The sequence below is a fragment of the Cupriavidus sp. USMAA2-4 genome, assembly GCF_001854305.1.
GTDB lineage: Bacteria > Pseudomonadota > Gammaproteobacteria > Burkholderiales > Burkholderiaceae > Cupriavidus > Cupriavidus malaysiensis.
This window is the reverse complement of record NZ_CP017748.1, coordinates 2198473-2218636: the sequence shown is the minus strand read 5'-3', so window position 1 is coordinate 2218636 and position 20164 is coordinate 2198473. Positions and strand designations below refer to the sequence as shown.

Here is a 20164-nt window from a genome sequence, read left to right as displayed (position 1 = left end):
TCAGTACTGTTCCCAGGGCAGGCCGTCGTGGCGCCAGCCGTTGATCGTGTTGCGGTGGCGCTGGGTGTCGAGGTCGCCCTCGAAGCCGTGCAGCACGTTATAGACGCTGGCGAAGCCGGCGCCCTCCAGCGCGCGCGCCGCGGCCGTCGAGCGGTTGCCGCTGCGGCAGATCAGCAGCACCGGGCGGGCCGACACGTGGCCGGCCAGTTTCTTCACCGCCTGCACGAAATGCGGGTTGACCTCCCAGTCCGGGCCGTCGTTCCAGGGCACGTTGTGGGCGCCCGTGGGGTGGCCCACGAACAGGTATTCCATCTCGCTGCGGCAGTCGATGAACAGGGCGTCGGGGTTGCCCGCCAGCAGGGACTGGGCGTCCGCGGGGCTGAGGTGTTGCATGGTTTCCGGAATGATGTGCGCGACACATTGCAGTGTAGGCCCGCGACGCCCGCGCCGGCAACCGGCGCACCCGCGGCGGCGGCCCGCAAGGCCTTGACGGGACTGATAAAATCGACTCTTTCCGTCAGTCTTCCCGCCACGAGTCCCGCATGAGCGCCCCCTCTCCTTCCGCCGCCCGTCCCGCCGACCGTGCCGCCAGCACGCGCGCCTATACCCGGGCCGCCGACCTGCCCCGCCTGCTGCGCGAGCGCATCCTGATCCTGGACGGCGCCATGGGCACCATGATCCAGCGCTACAAGCTGGGCGAGGCCGAGTACCGCGGCGAGCGCTTCGCCGACCATGCGGTCGACGTCAAGGGCAACAACGAACTGCTGCTGCTGACGCGCCCGCAGGTGATCAGCGAGATCCACGAGCAATACCTGGCGGCGGGCGCCGACCTGATCGAGACCAATACCTTCGGCGCGACCCGGGTGGCGCAGGAAGACTACAAGATGGCCGAGCTGGCCTACGAGATGAACGTCGAGGCGGCACGCCTGGCGCGCGCGGCCTGCGACAAGTACAGCACGCCGGACAAGCCGCGCTTTGTCGCCGGTGCCTTCGGCCCGACGCCCAAGACCGCCAGCATCTCGCCCGACGTCAATGATCCGGGTGCGCGCAATGTCACTTTCGAGGAGCTGCGCGCGTCCTACTACGAACAGGGCAAGGCCCTGCTGGAGGGCGGCGCCGACGTGTTCCTGGTCGAGACCATTTTCGACACCCTGAACGCCAAGGCGGCGTTGTTCGCCATCGACCAGCTGTTCGAGGACAGCGGCGAGCGCGTGCCGGTGATGATCTCCGGCACGGTGACCGATGCCTCCGGCCGCATCCTGTCCGGCCAGACCGTGGAGGCATTCTGGAACAGCCTGCGCCACGCGCGGCCGATCACCTTCGGGCTGAACTGCGCGCTCGGCGCCACGCTGATGCGCCCCTATATCGCCGAGCTGGCCAAGGTGTGCGATACGGCCGTCTCGTGCTACCCGAACGCCGGCCTGCCCAACCCGATGAGCGACACCGGCTTCGACGAGACGCCCGACGTCACTTCGGCCCTGGTCGACGAGTTCGCCGCGTCCGGCCTGGTCAACCTGGTGGGCGGCTGCTGCGGCACCACGCCCGAGCACATCGCCGCCATCGCGCAGCGCGTGGCCGGCAGGGCGCCGCGCGCCTGGCCCGGCCAGTACCGCGACGCCGACCAGCGCGACGCCGCCTGAGCGTCGCTGCGACGCCCGTCCCGCGCATCCCGAATACACCAGGCCGCCCGCGCCTCCCGCATTCCAAGACAACGCTATGACCACCGCCAAGCTGCCGCCGCGCCCGATGCGCCTCTCGGGCCTCGAGCCCTTCACGATCGACGAGGGCACGCTGTTCGTCAACGTCGGCGAACGCACCAACGTGACCGGTTCCAAGGCCTTCGCCCGCATGATCCTGAACGGCCAGTTCGACGAGGCGCTGGCCGTGGCCCGCCAGCAGGTCGAGAACGGCGCCCAGGTCATCGACATCAACATGGACGAGGCCATGCTCGACTCCAAGGCGGCGATGGTGCGCTTCCTGAACCTGATCGCCTCCGAGCCCGATATCGCGCGCGTGCCCATCATGATCGACTCCTCCAAGTGGGAGGTGATCGAAGCCGGGCTGCAGTGCGTGCAGGGCAAGGCGGTGGTGAACTCGATTTCGCTGAAGGAGGGCGAGGAGCAGTTCCGCCACCATGCGGCGCTGATCCGCCGCTATGGCGCCGCCTCGGTGGTGATGGCCTTCGACGAGCAGGGCCAGGCCGACACCTTCGCGCGCAAGACCGAGATCTGCAAGCGCAGCTACGACATCCTGGTCAACGAGGTCGGCTTCCCGCCCGAGGACATCATCTTCGACCCGAACATCTTCGCGGTCGCCACCGGCATCGAGGAACACAACAACTACGCGGTGGACTTCATCGAGGCCACGCGCTGGATCAAGCAGAACCTGCCCTACGCGAAGGTCAGCGGCGGCGTGTCCAACGTGTCGTTCTCCTTCCGCGGCAACGACGCCGTGCGCGAAGCGATCCACACGGTCTTCCTCTACCACGCCATCGCCGCCGGCATGGACATGGGCATCGTCAACGCCGGCCAGCTCGGCGTCTATGACCAGCTCGATGCCGAGCTGCGCGAGCGTGTGGAAGACGTGGTGCTGAACCGCCGCGAGGACGCCACCGACCGCCTGCTGGAGATCGCCGACCGCTTCAAGGGCGGCGGCGCCCGCAAGGAAGAGAACCTGGCCTGGCGCGGCACGCCGGAAGCGCCGGTGGCCGTGGCCGAGCGTCTCGCGCACGCGCTGGTGCACGGCATCACCACCTTCATCGTCGAGGACACCGAGGAAGCGCGCCAGCAGATCGCCGCGCGCGGCGGCCGCCCGATCGAGGTGATCGAGGGCCCGCTGATGGACGGCATGAACGTCGTCGGCGACCTGTTCGGCGCCGGCAAGATGTTCCTGCCGCAGGTGGTCAAGAGCGCGCGCGTGATGAAGCAGGCGGTGGCTCACCTGCTGCCCTTCATCGAGGAAGAGAAGCGCCTGCTGGCCGAGGCCGGCGGCGACGTCAGGGCACGCGGCAAGATCGTCATCGCCACCGTCAAGGGCGACGTGCACGACATCGGCAAGAACATCGTGTCGGTGGTGCTTCAGTGCAACAACTTCGAAGTGGTCAACATGGGCGTGATGGTCCCGTGCAACGAGATCCTGGCCAAGGCCAAGGCCGAGGGCGCGGACATCGTCGGCCTGTCGGGCCTGATCACGCCCTCGCTGGAGGAGATGGCCTATGTTGCCGCGGAGATGCAGCGCGACGACTACTTCCGCCTGAAGAAGATCCCGCTGCTGATCGGCGGCGCCACCACCTCGCGCGTGCACACCGCGGTCAAGATCGCGCCCAACTACGAAGGGCCGGTGGTCTACGTGCCGGATGCCTCGCGCTCGGTCAGCGTGGCCTCCAGCCTGCTGTCCGACGAGGGGGCTGCCAGGTACCTCGACGAGCTGAAGTCCGACTACGACCGCATCCGCGCCCAGCACGCCAACAAGAAGGCCACGCCGATGGTGACGCTGGCCGAGGCGCGCGCCAACAAGACTCCGCTCGACTGGAGCGCCTACGTGCCGCCCAAGCCCAAGTTCGTGGGCCGGCGCGTGTTCCGCAACTACGACCTGGCCGAGCTGGCCAACTACATCGACTGGGGCCCCTTCTTCCAGACCTGGGACCTGGCCGGCCGTTTCCCCGATATCCTCAACGACGAGATCGTCGGCGAGTCGGCGCGGCGCGTGTACTCGGACGGCAAGGCCATGCTGGCGCGCCTGATCCAGGGCCGCTGGCTGAGCGCCAACGGCGTGATCGCGCTGCTGCCGGCCAACACGGTCAACGACGACGATATCGAGATCTATACCGACGAGAGCCGCAGCCAGGTCGCGCTGACCTGGCACAACCTGCGCCAGCAGAGCGAGCGTCCGGTGGTGGATGGCGTGCGCCGCCCCAACCGCTGCCTGGCCGACTTCGTCGCGCCCAAGTCCAGCGGCATCGCCGACTACATCGGCCTGTTCGCCGTCACCGCCGGCATCGGCGTGGACAAGAAGGAGGCGCAGTTCGAGGCCGACCACGACGACTACAGCGCCATCATGCTCAAGGCACTGGCCGACCGCTTCGCCGAAGCCTTCGCCGAATGCCTGCACGAGCGCGTGCGCCGCGACCTGTGGGGCTATGCCGCGCAGGAAACCTTGAGCAACGAGCAGTTGATCGCCGAGTCCTACCGCGGCATCCGTCCGGCTCCGGGCTATCCGGCCTGCCCGGAGCACACCGTCAAGGGCCCGATGTTCTCGCTGCTCGATGCCGGCGACATCGGCATGGGCCTGACCGAGGCGCTGGCGATGACGCCGGCGGCGTCGGTCAGCGGCTTCTACCTCGCGCATCCGGAGTCGACCTACTTCTCAGTGGGCAAGATCGGCCAGGACCAGCTCGACGACATGGTGGCGCGGCGCGGCGAGGAACGCGCTGTGCTCGAGCGCGCGCTCGCGCCCAACCTGTAACCGCATGCAAGGGGCCGTGCGGCGCCGTCGGCACGCGCAGCCCCTTGAATGCGCGGGGAAAACGCGCGAAGCGGCGGGTGCGCCATGCGCACGGGCCCCTCACCACTCCTTACACAGCATTACAACTGCTCACAGACCGCCGCCCGGCGCGTCCCTAGACTGAGGGCTCGTTTCCAAGCAAGCCGCGGCGAATCTCTCCCGCGGTGTAGACCGAAAGGAGTCTTCCGATGAAAAAGCTGCTGCTCTCCCTGTCCGCCCTGTCGATCGCTGCCGCCACCTCGCTGGCCATGGCCCAGGGCGCCGGCGCCCAGGCCGAGGCCGGCCTGAACGCGGCGGCCAAGCCCGCCGTGGCCGCCGCCGCCGACCAGCAGGGCCAGGCCGCGCAGGCGCCCGAGGTTGCTCAGGCGAAGCCGGCCGCCAAGGCCAAGCATGCGAAGACGCACAAGGCACACGAAGCGAAGGCCGGTGCCAAGGCCGAGGCCAAGAGCGAAGCCCTGGGCGACGCCAAGGTCGATGCCGGCACCAAGCTGCAGTAAGCCGGCGGGCGCGCGCCGCCCGTGTGTCGTGCCGGCGCCAGCAGGCGCCGCGCGCGAGGTGGGAGAAGAAGGGGACGGCAGCGCCGTCCCTTTTTTCTTGCTGGCGGACCTGCCGTGCGGCGCGGCTCTGTCGGTGTCAGCCTGACACCGACAGAGCCGCGCCGGCAGCCGCACTACAATGCAGTTTGCCCCCGGGCGAGGGCCGAGTCGCTTTGCCGTCGCGCCGCCTCGCGGGCCAGGGGGCAACCACATCAGACGGAGGCAACCATGATCCGCGTCCTGATCGCCGACGATCACGAGATCGTGCGCGCCGGGCTGCGCCAGTTCATTGCCGATGAGCCCGACATCCAGGTGACCGGCGAGGCCGGCAGCGGCGATGAAGTGATGGCCCTGCTGCGCAATGCCGAGTTCGATGTCGTCGTGCTCGACATCTCCATGCCGCAGCGCAACGGCATCGACGTGCTCAAGCTGCTGCGCCAGCGTTTTGCCGACCTGCCGGTGCTGATCCTGTCGACCTACCCGGAAGACCAGTACGCGATCAACCTGATCCGCGTCGGCGCCTCCGGCTACCTGACCAAGGAGAGCGCCGCGGACGAACTGGTCAAGGCCATCCGCACCGTGGTACAGGGCCGGCGCTACGTCAGTGCCGCAGTGGCCGAGCTGCTGATCGGCGGCCTCGGCAAGCCGACCGAGCTGTCGATGCACCAGTCGCTGTCCGAGCGCGAGTTCCAGATCTTCTGCAAGCTGTCGCGCGGGCAGACCGTGTCGGTGATCGCCGACGAACTGTTCCTGAGCGTGAAGACGGTCAGCACTTATCGCTCGCGCATCCTCGAGAAGATGGGCATGAAGACCAATGCCGACCTGACCTACTACGCGATCAAGAACGGCCTGGTGGAGTAGCCGGCGCGGCCCCCGGCACGCCTCGTCCGCCATGTAGGACGCGCGCCGATAGTGACCCGCCGCATCCCTGCCTATCATCCAACCATGCCTGATCGAGCCACAGTTCCCGCCTTCCCGCCGCTGCGCGTCCTGCTGATCGAGGACTCGGCGATGATCAGGGAGATGTTGCTCGAATATCTGCAGGCGATGCCCTATGTCGAACGGGTGGACTGGGCCGACACGGAACATCTCGGCATCAGCATGTTCGCCGCCGGCGGCTATCAGGTGGCGATCATCGACCTGCAGCTGCGCCAGGGCAACGGTGTCAATGTGCTGCGCGCCATGCAGCGCGCGCGCGCGCCTGGCATCCGCATCGTCTACACCAACCACGCGCAGGTGCCGGCCTACCGGCGCCAGTGTGCCGACGCGGGCGCGGACTATTTCTTCGACAAATCGCTCGAAATGGAAGAAGTGTTTCGCGTCATCGAGGAATACGCCGGCAGCCGGGCTGCCGGCGACCCATCCTGACCGGCCGCGGCGCCGCATCGGGCAGTCGTATCCAGGACGGCGGCAGGAGCCGCCGCATCACAGCAAGGAGGGACCATGAGAAAAGTACTGGCTTGGTTTGCCCTGGCGGGCGTGGTCGTGCTGACCGGCTGCAACACCATGGCGGGAGCGGGCAAGGATATCCAGCGCGGCGGCGAGAAGATGGAGGATGCCGCCCACGATGTGAAGCAGAAGATGTGATGCCTTGATGCCTTGATGCCACCGGGTGCGTCGGTGCGGGCCCGCATGCAGGTACGCGTCGGCGCCCGTCACGGCGCTCCGGTGTTCCGGCCGGCGTTGCCCGCGGTGCCGACATCGCCCTGCCCCTCGCGTTGGCCCTCGTCTTCGCTTTCCCCGGCCTCCTCGGTCTCGGGGGGAGCCACGACGGCATCGGTTAGCGGCACCTCCAGCCGGACGCAGACCCCGGCACCCGGCGGCGACTCCACGCGCAGGTTGCCGCCCAGTGCCGCCACGCGCTGTTCCATGCCGAGCATGCCATGGTGGCCGGCGGTGCGGCGCGCTTCGAAGTCTTCCGGCAGGCCGCGCCCATCGTCGCGCACGACCAGTGTCAGCAGTTCGCCGTGCCGGTGCATGGCGATTTCCACGTGGCGGGCGTGCGCATACTTGCTGGCATTGGTCAATGATTCCTGCACGATGCGGAACAGCGCGATGGCGGCCTCTTCGCGCAGCGCCGGCAGGTCGTCGGGAATATCCACCCGGGTCTGCCATTGGTTGCGCGTGCCGACTTCCTCGGCCAGTTGTCCGATGGCCTCCTTCAATCCCAGGTTGAGCAGGATGGTGGGCCGCAGGTCCTCGATCAGGCGACGCTTGATCTGGATGCCCTGGTCCACGTGCAGCATCACGCGCCCGAGCTTTTCCTGGACTTCCGGCACCGCCTCGCGGGTGCGCTGGCGCACCCAGTGCAGGTCGAGCTTGATGGCGGTGAGGATGGCGCCGAGTTCATCGTGCAATTCGCGCGCCAGGCGCGTCTTTTCGTCTTCGGTCACGCGCTGAAGGTGGGTCGCCAGCGCCGAGAGCTGTCGCGTGCGCGCGCGCACCATGTGCTCCAGGCGCGCGCTTTCCACTTCCAGCTCGCTGCGCTCGGCCTCGGCCGCCGCCAGCCGGCGCGCATGACGCAAGCCCAATACCACCAGCAGCACGATATTGGTGGCGGTCAGCAGGCCGACGCCCAGGCGCGCCATGCCGAGGTCGCGGTCCGCGCCCTCGAGGCTGTGCGAGACCGAGGCGGCCTCGCGCGCCAGCAGCTTCTCCAGCCCGCGCCGCGCATTGTCCATGGTCTGCTTGCCGAAGTCGGTGCGGATCAGGTCCAGCGCCACGCTGACGTCACGCTTGCCATAGACCAGGGTGAGGTCCATCTCGTTGAGCTTGCGGCCGATCAGTTGCGAGGTCTCGCCGAACTGCTTGAGCGCCTCGGGGTCGTCGGCATAGTGAGCGCGGATCTGCGCCATCAGCTGGGTGATGTGCGGCAGGGCGCGATAGTAGGGGTCGAGATAGCCTTCCTTGCCGGTCAGCAGGTAGCCGCGCTGGCCCGCCTCGGCATTGACCAGTTCACCGAGCAGCGTGCTGATGTCGCGCTGCACCTGCTGCGAGCGGATCACCTGGGTATAGCCGTCGCGCAGCCGCTGGTTGCCGGTTTCGGAAGTGATCAGCACGATCACCGTCAGCAGGATGCCTCCGGCCAGCAGCAGGGTGGAGCGCAGCGATGAGGACTTGAACATGATGGCTTCCCGTTGGCTGGCGCCGCGGCGCGGACGTGCCGCCCGCCGCCGCGCCTGGTTGGCGGCCGCCGGCCTTGCCAGGCGCCCCGGCGTCTGCGCGCAGCGGGGATGGCCAGGGCCCGGTTGCGTCGATGGGATCACATTGACGGTAGATGGTCAATTCGTGATCGTTTGCCCGCATCTTGCCGCAAGGCTTGCTTGGTGCAGGGCTCCTTTGACGGCGTAGGACTCCACTGACGCGCGAATCGGTGCCGGGGCGCTGCCGGCGGCCGGCCGCTCTCTCTACAGTAGCCTCATACGCGTGGCCATCCCGGCGGCGCGCTTCATCCTGGCACAGGAGGCGACGATGCGGAAGCGGGCGCTCGTCTTTGCGCTGGCTTCGCTGCTGGCAGGCCTGCTCGGCAGCAGCGGCATCGCGGCCGGCGCGGCGGGCATTGCCAAGTTGCTCTGCCTCATCTTCCTGGTGCTGTTCGCGGTGTGCCAGCTGCTCGGGGTCACGGTCTTCAGGGCGCTGAAATAGCGCGGGCCGCGCAGGCGTCCACGCTCAACTGCAGGGAGTCCAACCATGCTGCACTACGCCGTCGTCTTCTTCGTCATCGCACTGGTCGCGGCCCTGTTCGGCTTCGGCGGCATCGCCGCGGGCGCCGTCGAGATCGCCAAGATCCTGTTCTTCGTGTTCCTGGTGGTCGCAGCCGTCACCCTCGTGCTCGGCCTGGTGAGCCACTGAGGACGGCGGCGCGCTTCGCCTGCCTTTTTCTTCCTGCCACCAAACGAGGTCGACATGCTGAACCGACACCCAGAGATCCGCAAGGAAGTCCGACACCTGGCCGACAGCGCGCAGGACACCGCGCGCGAAGTGCGCCGGGCGGCGCGCGAGGCCCGCGCCGCCGCGCAGCCGGTCTCCGAACAGGCCCGCGATCTGCTGGCCCAGCTCGAGCGCACGATCGCCGTGATGGCCAGCGAGGGCTCGGCCGAGGCCGCGCAGAGCCGCGCGCGGCTGCAGGCGCGCGCGAGCGCACTGGCCGGGCAGCTGGGCGGCCAGGTGCGCGAAGGCGCGCGGCTGGCCGGCGCGCGGGTGAATGATTCGATCGCCGGGGTGGAGCAGCGGGTCGCCACCGCGCCGTGGACGGCGCTGGGGGTGGCTGCGCTGGCAGGGGCCTGCGCGATGCTGCTGCTGTGGTCAGGCCGGCGCGACTGAGCCACGCGCGCCGGCGCCTGCGCTAGACGCCCCACATGACATCCGCGCCTTCGCGCTGGGAGGCGCGCAGCATGTCGAGGAAGGGGAAGGCGCGCTGGCCCAGGTGCAGGGGTTCGTCCTGATCCTCTTCCTGCCCGGGATGGACGGCCGACTCCGCCGGATGCGCGCGCTTGGCGTCGCTGACGGCGGCTTCCAGCTTCTGGATGGCGCGCGGCATCTCTTCGCTGGTGATCACCCCGCGTTCCCCGAGCTGTTTGCCGATGATGCCCAGCAGGGTGATGGCCAGGTCCTTCATCATGATCAGGTCCTGTGCCGCGTGGGATTTGAAGGTGATCAGCATGATGTTTCCTTTCCTGGGGGAGGCGCCCCGGAAGTGCGGCCGGGATGGCTGCGACGGCCGGAGCATGGTGTCAGCATAGCACCTGATAAAATTCCGCGTTCCGCAATTCGAAACCTGCCACGCGACGCGGCGTCCACTTGCCGAGTGGTGCCGCCCAGGGCCAAGACACCCATGCTGCCTGTTCAGACCTCCACTCTCGCCGCCGCGTTCACCGATGCCGTGCGCGCGCTCGCGCCGGCCGACACCGTCCTGCCGGCCGTCGCCTTCGAACGGCCCAAGGCGGCCGCGCATGGCGACCTGGCCTGCAACCTCGCCATGCAGGTGGCGCGCACGCTGAAGACCAACCCGCGCGAGCTGGCCCAGCGCCTGGTCGAGGCCGTGCAGGCCGACCCGCGCGCGGCCGGCCTGGTCGCGGCGATGGAGATCGCCGGCCCCGGCTTCATCAACCTGCGCCTGGCGCCCGCCGCCAAGGCCGCGGTGCTGCGCGCGGTGCTGGACGAGGGCGACCACTACGGCGCGCAGATGCGTGGCGTCAACGGCCAGGTGCTGGTCGAGTTCGTCTCGGCCAACCCGACCGGGCCGCTGCACGTGGGCCACGGCCGCCAGGCGGCACTCGGCGACGCGCTGGCCAACCTGCTGGCATGGCAGGGCTATGCCGTGCACCGCGAGTTCTACTATAACGACGCCGGCGTGCAGATCCAGAACCTGGCCGTGTCGGTGCAGGCGCGCGCGCGTGGCCACAAGCCGGGCGACGCAGCCTGGCCCGAGGCCGCTTACAACGGCGACTACATCGCCGACATCGCCGCCGATTTCCTGGCCGGCAGGACCGTCAGCGCCTCGGATGGCGAGCCGGTCACCGCCTCGGGCAACGTCGAGGACATGGAGTCGATCCGCCGCTTCGCCGTCACCTACCTGCGCAACGAGCAGGACATCGATCTGCAGGCCTTCGGCGTGCGCTTCGACCGCTACTACCTCGAGTCGTCGCTGTACAGCGACGGCCGCGTCGAGGCCGCGGTGCAGTCGCTGGTGGCCAAGGGCAAGACCTACGAGAGCGAAGGCGCGCTGTGGCTGCGTACCACGGACGACGGTGATGACAAGGACCGCGTGATGAAGAAGAGCGACGGTACCTACACCTATTTCGTGCCCGACGTGGCCTACCACACCACCAAGTGGGAGCGTGGCTTCACCAAGGTCATCAACGTGCAGGGCAGCGACCACCACGGCACCATCGCCCGCGTGCGCGCCGGCCTGCAGGGGCTGGACATCGGCATCCCCAAGGGCTACCCCGACTACGTGCTGCACAAGATGGTCACCGTGATGAAGGACGGCCAGGAGGTCAAGATCTCCAAGCGTGCCGGCTCCTACGTGACCGTGCGCGACCTGATCGAGTGGAGCAACGGCGGCGACGAGACCATCCGCGGCTGCCTGGACGCCGGCGTGGCGGAGTGGCCGGCCCACTTCGCGCGCGGGCGCGACGCGGTGCGCTTCTTCCTGCTGTCGCGCAAGGCCGATACCGAGTTCGTCTTCGACATCGACCTGGCGCTCAAGCAGAACGACGAGAACCCGGTGTACTACGTGCAGTACGCACATGCCCGCATCTGCTCGATCTTCGAGTCGTGGGCCGGTGCCGACTGGGAGGCGCGCCTGGTCGAGCTGGCGCGCCTGAGCGACGACGAACTGGCCGCCGTGACCGGCGCCGACGCCGGTCCGCAGGCGCTCGCGCTGGGCCGGCGCCTGGCCGAGTTCCCCGACATGCTGGCCGCCGCCGCCGGCGAGCTGGCGCCGCATGCGGTCGCCTTCTACCTGCGCGACCTGGCCGGCGACTTCCACGCCTTCTACAACGCCGACCGCGTGCTGGTCGACGACGAAGCGGTCAAGCGTGCCCGCCTGGCCCTGCTGGCGGCCACCCGCCAGGTGCTGCGCAACGGCCTGGCGGTGATCGGCGTCTCCGCCCCGCGCCGCATGTAAGGCGCCGCGCCGCGCGGGGCAGCGCGGCCGGTAACGATCTGTCATGATGCCTGCTGCCGGAGTGGCTCTATAATCCCGGCAACATGCAAGAGGACTTCATGCAACAGCAACGCAAGCGCGCCACGCGCCAAGGCCGCCGCGATTCGCAGCGCGGCGGTACGTTCCTGGGCCTGGTGCTCGGCCTGATCATCGGTCTGGCCATCGCGGTGGTGGTGGCCCTGTACATCACCAAGTCGCCCGCGCCCTTCCAGCAGAAGGGGGCGCCGGCGCCCAAGCCCAGCGAGCCGGGCAACGTCGTCAGTACGCTGCCGAGCCCGGCGCAGGCCCCGCAGCAGGCGCCGTCGGACCCGAACACGCCGCTCTGGAGCAAGACGCCGCCCAAGCCGGTCGGCCCTGCCGAGCAGGAGCCGCAGGCCGACCAGGGCAGCACGCCCGGCGCCGGCACCGCTGTGGCGCCGGTGCCCGAGCGGCATGCGCAGCTGACGCCGGCGCGGCCCGCCGACAGGCCTGTCGAGAAGCCTGCCGACAAGCCCGCCGAAAGGCCTGCCGACAGGCCGGTGGAGAAGCCCGCGGAAAAGCCGGCGGAGAAGCCGGCCGACACCCGTCAGGCAGCCCGTCCCGCCGAGAAGCCCGTGGCCGACCCGATCGCCGAGATCGCCATGGCCGACGCCAATCGCTCTTCGGCCGGCTACCTGCTGCAGGTCGGCGCCTTCCGCTCGCCCGACGACGCCGACCGCCAGAAGGCCAACCTCGCCATGCAGGGCTTCGAGGCCAAGGTCACCGACCGCGATGTCAACGGCGTCAAGATGTACCGCGTCCGGCTCGGGCCGTTCAACAAGATCGAGGACATGAACCGCGTGCGCGACCGCCTGCAGGCGGCCGGCTTCGAGGCTTCTGTCATCCGTTTCACCCGGCAGTAGCGTTAGGGGTTTGACGGCGGGGCGCTGAACCGCGGCGCCCCGCCGCTGTCATAGGCTCATCGTCCCAACTCGAGATCCGCGCAACATGAAGAAATTCGCCGCCCTGTTTGCCATGCTTGCCGCTGTCAGCGGCCTGCTGATGTCCGCACCCGCCCAGGCCGTGCCCGTCGAAGGCAAGGACTACCAGGTGCTGAAGAACCCGCAAGCCGCGCCGGCCGGCAAGGTCGAGGTGATCGAGTTCTTCTGGTACGGTTGCCCGCACTGCTTCGACTTCGAGCCCGAACTCGAGGCGTGGGTCAAGCGCCAGGGCAAGGACGTGGTGTTCAAGCGCGTGCCGGTGGCATTCCGCGACGACCTGCTGCCGCACACCAAGATCTTCTATGCGCTGGAGGCGCTCGGCAAGCTCGACGCCATGCACGCCAAGGTCTTCAATGCCATCCACGTCGACCGCAAGCGCATGGTCGATCCCAACGAGATCGCCGACCTGATGGCCAAGAACGGCATCGACCGCAAGGCCTTCCTCGACGCCTACAACTCGTTCTCGGTCAATACCAATTCGCAGCGTGCCAACAAGATTGCCGATGCCTACAAGATCGACGGCGTGCCGACCGTGGTGATCCAGGGCAAGTACGAGACCTCGCCGTCCATCGCAGGCAGCAAGGCCGCGGCCATCCAGGCCATGGACTTCCTGGTCACCGGCGTGCGCGACAAGAAGATGTGATGCGGCGCGGGCCGCGCGACGCGGCCCGCTTTGCCGGTCCGGATTCCGGGATCGCCCCGATCCCCCCGGATCCTCCGGAGTACCCGATCCCGATGCGAGCCCAGAAGGTCTTCCTCACCGGTGCTTCCAGCGGCCTGGGCCAGGCGCTCGCCAGGGAATACGCCGCCCGCGGCGCCATTCTCGGGCTGGTCGGCCGCCGCGAGGCGGCCTTGCGGGAACTCGCCGCGAGCCTGCCCAACCCCAACGCGGCGCGCGTCTACGCCGCCGACGTCCGCGATGCCGATGCGATGGCAGCGGCCGCGCAGGATTTCCTCGACCATTTCGGCTGTCCCGACATCGTCGTCGCCAATGCCGGCGTTTCCGTCGGCACCGTGGCCGGCGAGCGAGAGGACCTGGCTGCCTTCCGCCTGGTGATGGACACCAACTGGTTCGGCGTGCTCACCACCTTCCAGCCGTTCCTGCAGCCGATGCGCGCCGCCGAACGCGGCGCCGGTGGCTGGCGCGGCACGCTGGTCGGCATCGCCAGCGTGGCCGGCGTGCGCGGGCTGCCGGGCGCCGGCGCCTACAGTGCCTCCAAGTCGGCGGTGATCAAGCTGCTGGAAAGCCTGCGGCTGGAAGAGCGCGCCAACGGTATCCGCGTGGTCACCATCGCGCCCGGCTACATCCGCACGCCGATGACGGCGCACAACCCCTACCGCATGCCCTTCCTGATGGATGCGGACGTGTTCGCCCGCAAGGCCGTGCGGGCCATCGCGGCGGGGCGGCGCTTCGCCGTCGTTCCCTGGCAGATGGGCGTGGTGGCGGGCATCCTGCACGTGCTGCCGCGCTGGCTCTACGATGCCCTGGCCGCCCGCGCGCCGCGCAAGCCGCGCAAGCCGGACCCGGGCAGCGCGCCGCCACCCGGCGCTTCCGCCTGATGTGGCGCGACGCCGCCGGCCAGGCGCACGGGCGCGCCGGCGCGGGCGCCCGCATCGCCTCGCTGGTACCGTCCATCACCGAACTGCTGTGGGCGCTCGGCCTGGGGCCGCAACTGGTGGCGCGCACGGGCTTCTGCGTCCATCCGGCGCCACAGGTGCGCGCGGTCCCGAAGGTCGGCGGCACCAAGGACGTGCAGCTGGAGCGCCTGCGCGCGCTGGCGCCGACCCATGTGGTGGTCAATGTCGATGAGAACCGGCGCGAGACGGTGGAGGCCATCCGTGCCTTCGTGCCGCACGTGATCGTCACCCATCCCTGTGCGCCGGAAGATAACCTGACACTGTACCGGCTGCTCGGCGGCATCTTTGCGCGCGAGCGCGAAGCCGAGGCCCTGTGCGGCCGGCTGGAGGCGGCGCTGGCCGCGGTGCGGGCGCAGTCCTGGCCGGCCCGGCGCGTGCTCTACGCGATCTGGCAGGATCCCTGGATGACGGTGTCGCGCGACACCTATATCAGTCGCATGCTGTCCCTGGTCGGCTGGCAGACCTGGCCGCCGGCGGAGCTGGCGGCGGCAGCGGGGGAGGCCTGCGCCGGCGGCGACTGTGCCCGTCCCAATGCGCCCGGCGCGCGCTATCCCAGCTTCCGCTGGAGCGGGGCGCTGGTGCGCCAGCTCGACCTGGTGCTGCTGGCGAGCGAGCCCTACCGCTTCACCGAAGACCACGCCGATGCGCTCGAGCGACAACTCGGCATGCCGGTGCTGCCGATCGATGGCGAGATGGTTTCCTGGTACGGCAGCCGCGCCATCGACGGCATCGCTTACCTGGCGGCCTTCGCGCGCCAGGCCTGAGGGCGGCGGGCCTGAGGGCGCCGGGACCGGCCCGGCGCCGGCGCTCACGCCGCGCTGAAGCGGATCACGCCGTCGGCATCGAGCCGGCGCACCACGCGGCCCTCGTGCCATAACAGATGCAGGTGGGCCAGTGCCTCGCCCATGGCGAAGGTCATCTGGTGGATGTCGAACTGGCGGCGGAACATCACGCCGACGATGTCGTGCGCGCTGCACGGCTTGGCGGCACAGGCTTCCAGGGTCTCGGCCAGCCGCTCGACGTGGTGCTCGCGCAACTGCAGGATGCGCGTGTGCAGGTTGCGGAAGGGGCGGCCGTGCGACGGCAGGATCAGCACCTCCGCGGGCAGTCCCTCGTACTTGCCGAGCGAGTCGAGGTAGAGCTTGAGCGGATTGCCCTCCGGCTCCATGTCGAACACGCTGACATTGGTGGAAATGCGCGGCAGCACCATGTCGCCGGAGATCAGCACCCCGGTGGCGTCGTTGTACAGCGCCACGTGCTCGGGCGCGTGGCCGTAGCCGGTGATCACGCGCCAGCCGGCGCTGGCCGGGTCGGCGCCGATCGCCACGGTGTCGCCATCCATCAGGCGGCGGTATTGGGTGGGCAGGTCAGGCACCAGCGAGGGGTAGTAGCTCTTGCGCGCGCGCAGCTTCTCCAGGCTGTCGGGGTCGTTCAGGCCGTGGCGGGCGAAGTGGCTGGCGGCAAAGTCGCCGCCGGCATTGGAGCCGGCACCATTGCCGCCGCCCATGACGCGCGCGCTCATGTAGTCGCCCAGGCTCATCCACAGGCGCACGTCCCAGCGCTTGCACAGCCAGGCCGCCAGGCCGACGTGGTCGGGGTGGCAGTGCGTGACCAGCACGCGCAGCACCGGCAGGCCCTCCAGTTCGTTCGCGAACACTTTCTCCCAGTTGGCCTGGATGGTGTCGTTGCTGATGCCGCAGTCGACGATGGTCCAGCCGTCGCGCCCGTCGAGGCGGTCGCGCAGCAGCCACAGGTTGATATGGTCGAGCGCGAACGGCAGCGGCATGCGCAGCCAGTACACGCCGGGGGCCACCTGCTGCCGCGTGCCGGGCTCGGGCATGGTGTCGCCGAACGGGTATTGGAGTTGGTGTTCGAGTGCGTTCATGGGGAGTCTCGCTGGTCTTGAGCCCTGCGCTTGCTGGGCCGGCGCTTGCCGGCGGGCGGGCTTCTCGTGGTGCTTGCTGTCGTGGCCGCGGCCGATCCGGGTGGGTTGTCTCCCGCGGTTGCCAGCCGCCGGGCTTGACGCTAACGTTAACGTCAATCCGAACGGCGCGTCGTCCATCTTAAGCGAAAACTTCATTACATATCGAACGACCGTTCATTTTTTCGAAGCCTCATGTCATCCAGCCAGACCACGACCTACACCATCACCGAGCTCTCGCGCGAGTTCGAGGTGACGCCGCGCGCCATCCGTTTCTACGAGGACCAAGGTCTGCTGGCACCGGAGCGGACCGGCTCCGGCGGCCGCACGCGGGTCTACAGCGCGCGTGAGCGGACCCGCCTGAAGTTGACGCTGCGTGGAAAAAGGTTGGGACTCACTCTCAATGAGATCCGCGAGATACTGGATCTGTATGAGTCGCCTGGCGATACGGTGCCGCAGCTCGAGCGTTTCCTGCATGCGTTGGCGGACCATCGCGGCGCGCTCCAGCGGCAGCTGGAAGACCTGCAGGCCCAACTGGCCGAGATCGACCAGCACGAGCGCCATTGCCGTGACCTGCTGCAGGAGCAGCTGCGGGGGCAGCGGCCGGCACGAGCCTGATCCGGCTCTTATCGCTCGGCGCAGAGGTTCTCACGCGCTCTCATGCGGATGCCGGAGGACCGCTCCCGGCCGGCTGCGGCAATCAAGTTGACGTTTACGTAAACGTCAATAAAATAGAGCGGCTTCCACGGATGCCGGACGAACCAGGATTTCCCCATGACCGCCTTGCCCGACGCTTCCATCCCGCCCAAACCCCAGACCCTCGGCGCGCAGCGCGCCGACGCGATCGCCACCAGCTTCGCGCGCCAGGGCCTGATGACCACCTTCGGCGCCACTCTGACACGGGTCGCGCACGGTGAGGTCGAGATCGCGATGCCCTGGTCCGAGCGCGTCACCCAGCAGCACGGTTTCTTCCACGGCGGCGCGGTCGGCGCGCTGGCGGACAGCGCCTGTGGCTATGCGGCGCTGTCGGTGGTGGGCGAGGGCGAGGCCGGGTTGACCGCCGAGTACAAGATCAACCTGCTGTCGCCGGCCCAGGGTGAGCGCCTGGTGGCGGTGGGCCGGGTGGTCAAGCCGGGGCGGACGCTGATCGTGGCCCAGGGCGACGTTTTCACCGAGAGCGGCGGGCGGCGCAAGGCTGTGGCGACCATGTTGATGACCTTGTGCGTGGTGCGCACACTGGATCACGTCTGAGGCAACGCGGCGGACGAGGCGCCGCCGCCGCGCGGGCCGCCGGCCCGGTCCGCACGGCGCGCGCCGGCGCGAAGCCGCGAACGAACCCCATTACAATTCCCGTACCGCCGCCGTTTCCGCGCCCGCCATGTCCCATTTTCCCAAGCTGCTCTCGTCGCAGATCGCCTTCGATGTGGCGCGGACCATGCTCGACGGCTTCGACAAGCATTACCGGCTGTTCCGCGAGGCCGGGCAGCAGGCCAAGGCAAGGTTCGAGGCCGGCGACTGGCAGGGCCTGCAGCAGATCCAGCGTGATCGCATCGACTTCTACAATGAGCGCGTGCGCGAGACCAGCCTGATCCTGGAGGATGAGTACGACGCCGAGCGCATCGAGAACGGTATCTGGCAGCAGATCAAGCTGCACTACATCGGGCTGCTGACCAACCACCACCAGCCCGAACTGGCCGAGACCTTCTTCAACTCGGTGTGCACGCGCCTGCTGCACCGTTCCTATTTCAACAACGACTTCATCTTCGTGCGCCCGGCCATCTCGACCGAGTACATCGAGAACGAGGAGTCGCCGACGCGGCCGACCTACCGCGCCTACTATCCCGGCAGCCGCGAAGGCATGGCCGCCTGCTTCGAGCGCATCGTCCACAATTTCCAGCTCGAGCGGCCGTTCGAAGACCTGCCGCGCGACATCGGCTACGTGGTGCGCGCGATCGGCGAACAGTTCGGCGAGTTCCGCATCGCGCCCAATTTCCAGGTGCATGTGCTGTCCTCGCTGTTCTTCCGCCACAAGACTGCCTTCATCATCGGGCGCGTGCTCAACGGCGACCGCAGCTACCCGCTGGTGATCCCCATCGTGCATGGCCCCTCGGGCGGGCTGGCGCTGGACGCCGTGCTGCTGGACAAGGAGCAGGTGCTGATCCTGTTCTCCTTCTCGCACTCCTACTTCCTGGTCGACATGGAGATCCCGTCGGCCTACGTCACCTTCCTGCGTGACCTGATGCCGCGCAAGCCGCGCGCGGAGATCTACACCTCGCTGGGGCTGCAGAAGCAGGGCAAGAACCTCTTCTATCGCGATTTCCTCCATCACCTGCAGCATTCCTCGGACAAGTTCATTGTCGCGCCGGGCATCAAGGGCCTGGTGATGCTGGTGTTCACGCTGCCGTCGTTTCCCTATGTGTTCAAGGTGATCAAGGACTTCTACCCGGCACCCAAGGAAACCACCCGCGAGCAGGTCAAGTCCAAGTACCAGCTCGTCAAGCAGCACGACCGGGTCGGACGCATGGCCGACACGCTCGAGTATTCCGGCGTGGCGTTCCCGCTGTCGCGCTTCGACGAGGCGCTGGTGCGCGAACTGGAGCGGCATGCGCCGTCGATGGTCGAGTACCAGCGCGCCAAGGACGGCGGCGAGGAAATCGTGGTGCGCCACCTGTACATCGAGCGCCGCATGACCCCGCTGAACCTCTGGCTGCAGGAGGGCAGCGACGCGCAGGTGGAGCACGGCATCATCGAGTACGGCAACGCCGTCAAGGAACTGATCGCCGCCAACATCTTCCCGGGCGACATGTTGTACAAGAACTTCGGCGTCACGCGCCACGGGCGCGTGGTGTTCTACGACTATGACGAGATCGAGTACCTGACCGACTGCAACGTGCGCCATGTGCCGCAGCCCCGCAACGAAGAGGAGGAAATGTCCGGCGAGATCTGGTACACCGTGCGGCCGCACGACATCTTTCCGGAAACGTACCGTACCTTCCTGCTCGGCGACCCGCGCGTGCGCGCCGCCTTCCTGCGGCACCACGAGGACTTCTTCGACCCTGCCATGTGGCAGGCGCAAAAGGACCGGCTGCTGGCCGGCCATCTTCATGATTTCTATGCCTACCAGACATCGGAACGCTTCATCAACCGCTATGGCAGCCCGGCGCCCCGCGCCGGCGGCGAGCCGCAGGCAAGGAGGGCAGCATGAGTGAGGCCATCGCCCAGTTGTTCCGCAACAACCGCGAGTGGGTGGACCGCGTCAATGCCGAAGACCCCGCCTTCTTCACGCGCCTGGCCAACCAGCAGGCGCCGGAGTACCTGTGGATCGGCTGCTCCGACTCGCGCGTGCCCGCCAACCAGATCCTCGGCCTGGCGCCGGGCGAGGTCTTCGTCCACCGCAACATCGCCAATGTGATCGCCCACAGCGACCTGAACGCGCTGGCGGTGATCCAGTTCGCGGTCGATGTGCTCAAGGTGCGCCACATCACCGTGGTCGGCCACTATGGCTGCAGCGGCGTCAAGGTCGCGCTCAAGCGCGAGCGCATCGGCCTGGCCGACAACTGGCTGCGCCATGTGCGCGACGTGGCCGACAAGCACGAGGCCTACCTGGGCACCATCCTGCGTGAGGAGGATGCCCATACGCGGCTGTGCGAGCTCAACGTGATCGAGCAGGTCGGCAATATCTGCCACACCACCGTGCTGCAGGATGCCTGGGCGCGCGGCCAGGAAGTGACGGTGTACGGCTGGATCTACGGCGTATCCGACGGCCTGCTGCGCGACCTCGGCATGGCCGCCAGCAGCAACGAGGAACTGCTGGCGCAGACGCAGGCGGCCTACCGCCAGTTCGGCGAGCCGCCGCAGGCGTCGATCCGCTGAAGGCGCTGCCGGCCGCTCGGTCACCCCCATCCCCCATCCCCCATCCCCCATTCCCCATCCAAAG

General features: G+C 68.4%; 22 protein-coding genes. 18 read left to right on the top strand and 4 right to left on the bottom strand.

Going from position 1 to position 20164, the window contains the following annotated elements; genetic code table 11:
- On the bottom strand, positions 1-393 hold the full coding sequence (locus BKK79_RS09810) for a rhodanese-like domain-containing protein (RefSeq protein ID WP_071010714.1): 393 nt from the start codon (positions 391-393) through the stop codon (positions 1-3).
- Between the two features lie 149 nt (positions 394-542).
- Between BKK79_RS09810 and BKK79_RS09805 the strand changes: the two genes are divergently transcribed.
- The 6 genes from BKK79_RS09805 (at position 543) to BKK79_RS09780 (ending at position 6626) form a co-directional block, all read left to right on the top strand.
- Positions 543-1640, top strand: a complete 1098-nt coding sequence (locus BKK79_RS09805) for a homocysteine S-methyltransferase family protein (protein WP_071010715.1) — start codon at positions 543-545, stop codon at positions 1638-1640.
- Between the two features lie 76 nt (positions 1641-1716).
- Positions 1717-4464, top strand: coding sequence for a methionine synthase (gene metH / locus BKK79_RS09800; protein WP_083383913.1), 2748 nt, complete (start codon positions 1717-1719; stop codon positions 4462-4464).
- Between the two features lie 227 nt (positions 4465-4691).
- A complete protein-coding gene (locus BKK79_RS09795; RefSeq protein ID WP_071037608.1) occupies positions 4692-5000 on the top strand; it encodes a hypothetical protein in 309 nt (102 codons plus the stop codon).
- Between the two features lie 267 nt (positions 5001-5267).
- Positions 5268-5900 (top strand): response regulator, encoded by a 633-nt coding sequence (locus BKK79_RS09790; RefSeq protein WP_071037607.1) that lies wholly within the window; start codon positions 5268-5270, stop codon positions 5898-5900.
- Between the two features lie 84 nt (positions 5901-5984).
- Positions 5985-6407 carry a response regulator gene (locus BKK79_RS09785; RefSeq protein ID WP_071010718.1) on the top strand — a complete coding sequence of 141 codons (423 nt, stop codon included), beginning with the start codon at positions 5985-5987 and terminating at the stop codon, positions 6405-6407.
- Between the two features lie 75 nt (positions 6408-6482).
- Positions 6483-6626 (top strand): entericidin A/B family lipoprotein, encoded by a 144-nt coding sequence (locus BKK79_RS09780; protein ID WP_071010719.1) that lies wholly within the window; start codon positions 6483-6485, stop codon positions 6624-6626.
- A gap of 68 nt (positions 6627-6694) precedes the next feature.
- Here the strand turns inward: BKK79_RS09780 and BKK79_RS09775 are convergent, their stop codons facing one another.
- On the bottom strand, positions 6695-8164 hold the full coding sequence (locus tag BKK79_RS09775) for a CHASE3 domain-containing protein (RefSeq protein WP_083383914.1): 1470 nt from the start codon (positions 8162-8164) through the stop codon (positions 6695-6697).
- Positions 8165-8465: 301 nt separating this feature from the next.
- On the opposite strand from BKK79_RS09775, the gene BKK79_RS09770 reads away from it, so the two are divergent.
- Genes BKK79_RS09770 through BKK79_RS09760 form a run of 3 tightly spaced genes read left to right on the top strand, consistent with a single transcriptional unit; the run spans position 8466 to position 9362 of the window.
- Positions 8466-8684, top strand: a complete 219-nt coding sequence (locus tag BKK79_RS09770; RefSeq protein WP_418235877.1) for a DUF1328 family protein — start codon at positions 8466-8468, stop codon at positions 8682-8684.
- Between the two features lie 45 nt (positions 8685-8729).
- Positions 8730-8891 carry a DUF1328 domain-containing protein gene (locus BKK79_RS09765; RefSeq protein ID WP_071010720.1) on the top strand — a complete coding sequence of 54 codons (162 nt, stop codon included), beginning with the start codon at positions 8730-8732 and terminating at the stop codon, positions 8889-8891.
- 54 nt (positions 8892-8945) lie between these two features.
- Positions 8946-9362, top strand: coding sequence for a hypothetical protein (locus BKK79_RS09760; RefSeq protein WP_071037606.1), 417 nt, complete (start codon positions 8946-8948; stop codon positions 9360-9362).
- Between the two features lie 22 nt (positions 9363-9384).
- On the opposite strand, the gene BKK79_RS09755 is transcribed toward BKK79_RS09760, so the two are convergent.
- Complete coding sequence (locus BKK79_RS09755; RefSeq protein ID WP_071010722.1) at positions 9385-9702, bottom strand: DUF1840 domain-containing protein; 318 nt, start codon at positions 9700-9702, stop codon at positions 9385-9387.
- A 171-nt stretch (positions 9703-9873) separates the two neighbouring features.
- On the opposite strand from BKK79_RS09755, the gene argS reads away from it, so the two are divergent.
- The 5 genes from argS to BKK79_RS09730 all read left to right on the top strand — a co-directional run bounded on the left by argS (position 9874) and on the right by BKK79_RS09730 (position 15070).
- Positions 9874-11670, top strand: coding sequence for an arginine--tRNA ligase (gene argS, locus BKK79_RS09750; RefSeq protein ID WP_071037605.1), 1797 nt, complete (start codon positions 9874-9876; stop codon positions 11668-11670).
- Positions 11671-11768: 98 nt separating this feature from the next.
- Positions 11769-12590, top strand: a complete 822-nt coding sequence (locus BKK79_RS09745) for an SPOR domain-containing protein (protein ID WP_071038486.1) — start codon at positions 11769-11771, stop codon at positions 12588-12590.
- Positions 12591-12675: 85 nt separating this feature from the next.
- Entirely contained in the window at positions 12676-13311 is a 636-nt protein-coding gene (locus BKK79_RS09740) for a thiol:disulfide interchange protein DsbA/DsbL (RefSeq protein WP_071010724.1), read from the top strand.
- A gap of 92 nt (positions 13312-13403) precedes the next feature.
- Complete coding sequence (locus BKK79_RS09735; protein ID WP_071010725.1) at positions 13404-14228, top strand: SDR family oxidoreductase; 825 nt, start codon at positions 13404-13406, stop codon at positions 14226-14228.
- Entirely contained in the window at positions 14228-15070 is an 843-nt protein-coding gene (locus BKK79_RS09730) for a helical backbone metal receptor (protein WP_071037604.1), read from the top strand. The genes BKK79_RS09735 and BKK79_RS09730 overlap by 1 nt, the downstream gene beginning before the upstream one ends.
- Before the next feature lie 44 nt (positions 15071-15114).
- Here the strand turns inward: BKK79_RS09730 and BKK79_RS09725 are convergent, their stop codons facing one another.
- Positions 15115-16191 (bottom strand): MBL fold metallo-hydrolase, encoded by a 1077-nt coding sequence (locus BKK79_RS09725; RefSeq protein WP_071010727.1) that lies wholly within the window; start codon positions 16189-16191, stop codon positions 15115-15117.
- Positions 16192-16422: 231 nt separating this feature from the next.
- Here BKK79_RS09725 and BKK79_RS09720 point away from each other — a divergent pair, with 231 nt between their 5' ends.
- The 4 genes from BKK79_RS09720 to can all read left to right on the top strand — a co-directional run bounded on the left by BKK79_RS09720 (position 16423) and on the right by can (position 20100).
- Positions 16423-16845, top strand: coding sequence for a MerR family transcriptional regulator (locus tag BKK79_RS09720; protein ID WP_071010728.1), 423 nt, complete (start codon positions 16423-16425; stop codon positions 16843-16845).
- Positions 16846-17001: 156 nt separating this feature from the next.
- Complete coding sequence (locus BKK79_RS09715; protein ID WP_071037603.1) at positions 17002-17478, top strand: PaaI family thioesterase; 477 nt, start codon at positions 17002-17004, stop codon at positions 17476-17478.
- A 127-nt stretch (positions 17479-17605) separates the two neighbouring features.
- On the top strand, positions 17606-19432 hold the full coding sequence (gene aceK, locus BKK79_RS09710) for a bifunctional isocitrate dehydrogenase kinase/phosphatase (RefSeq protein ID WP_071010730.1): 1827 nt from the start codon (positions 17606-17608) through the stop codon (positions 19430-19432).
- The gene (can, locus tag BKK79_RS09705) at positions 19429-20100 is read left to right on the top strand and encodes a carbonate dehydratase (RefSeq protein ID WP_071010731.1); all 672 of its coding nucleotides are present in this window, start codon (positions 19429-19431) and stop codon (positions 20098-20100) included. Before aceK ends, can begins: the two co-directional genes overlap by 4 nt.
- Positions 20101-20164: the final 64 nt, after the last annotated feature.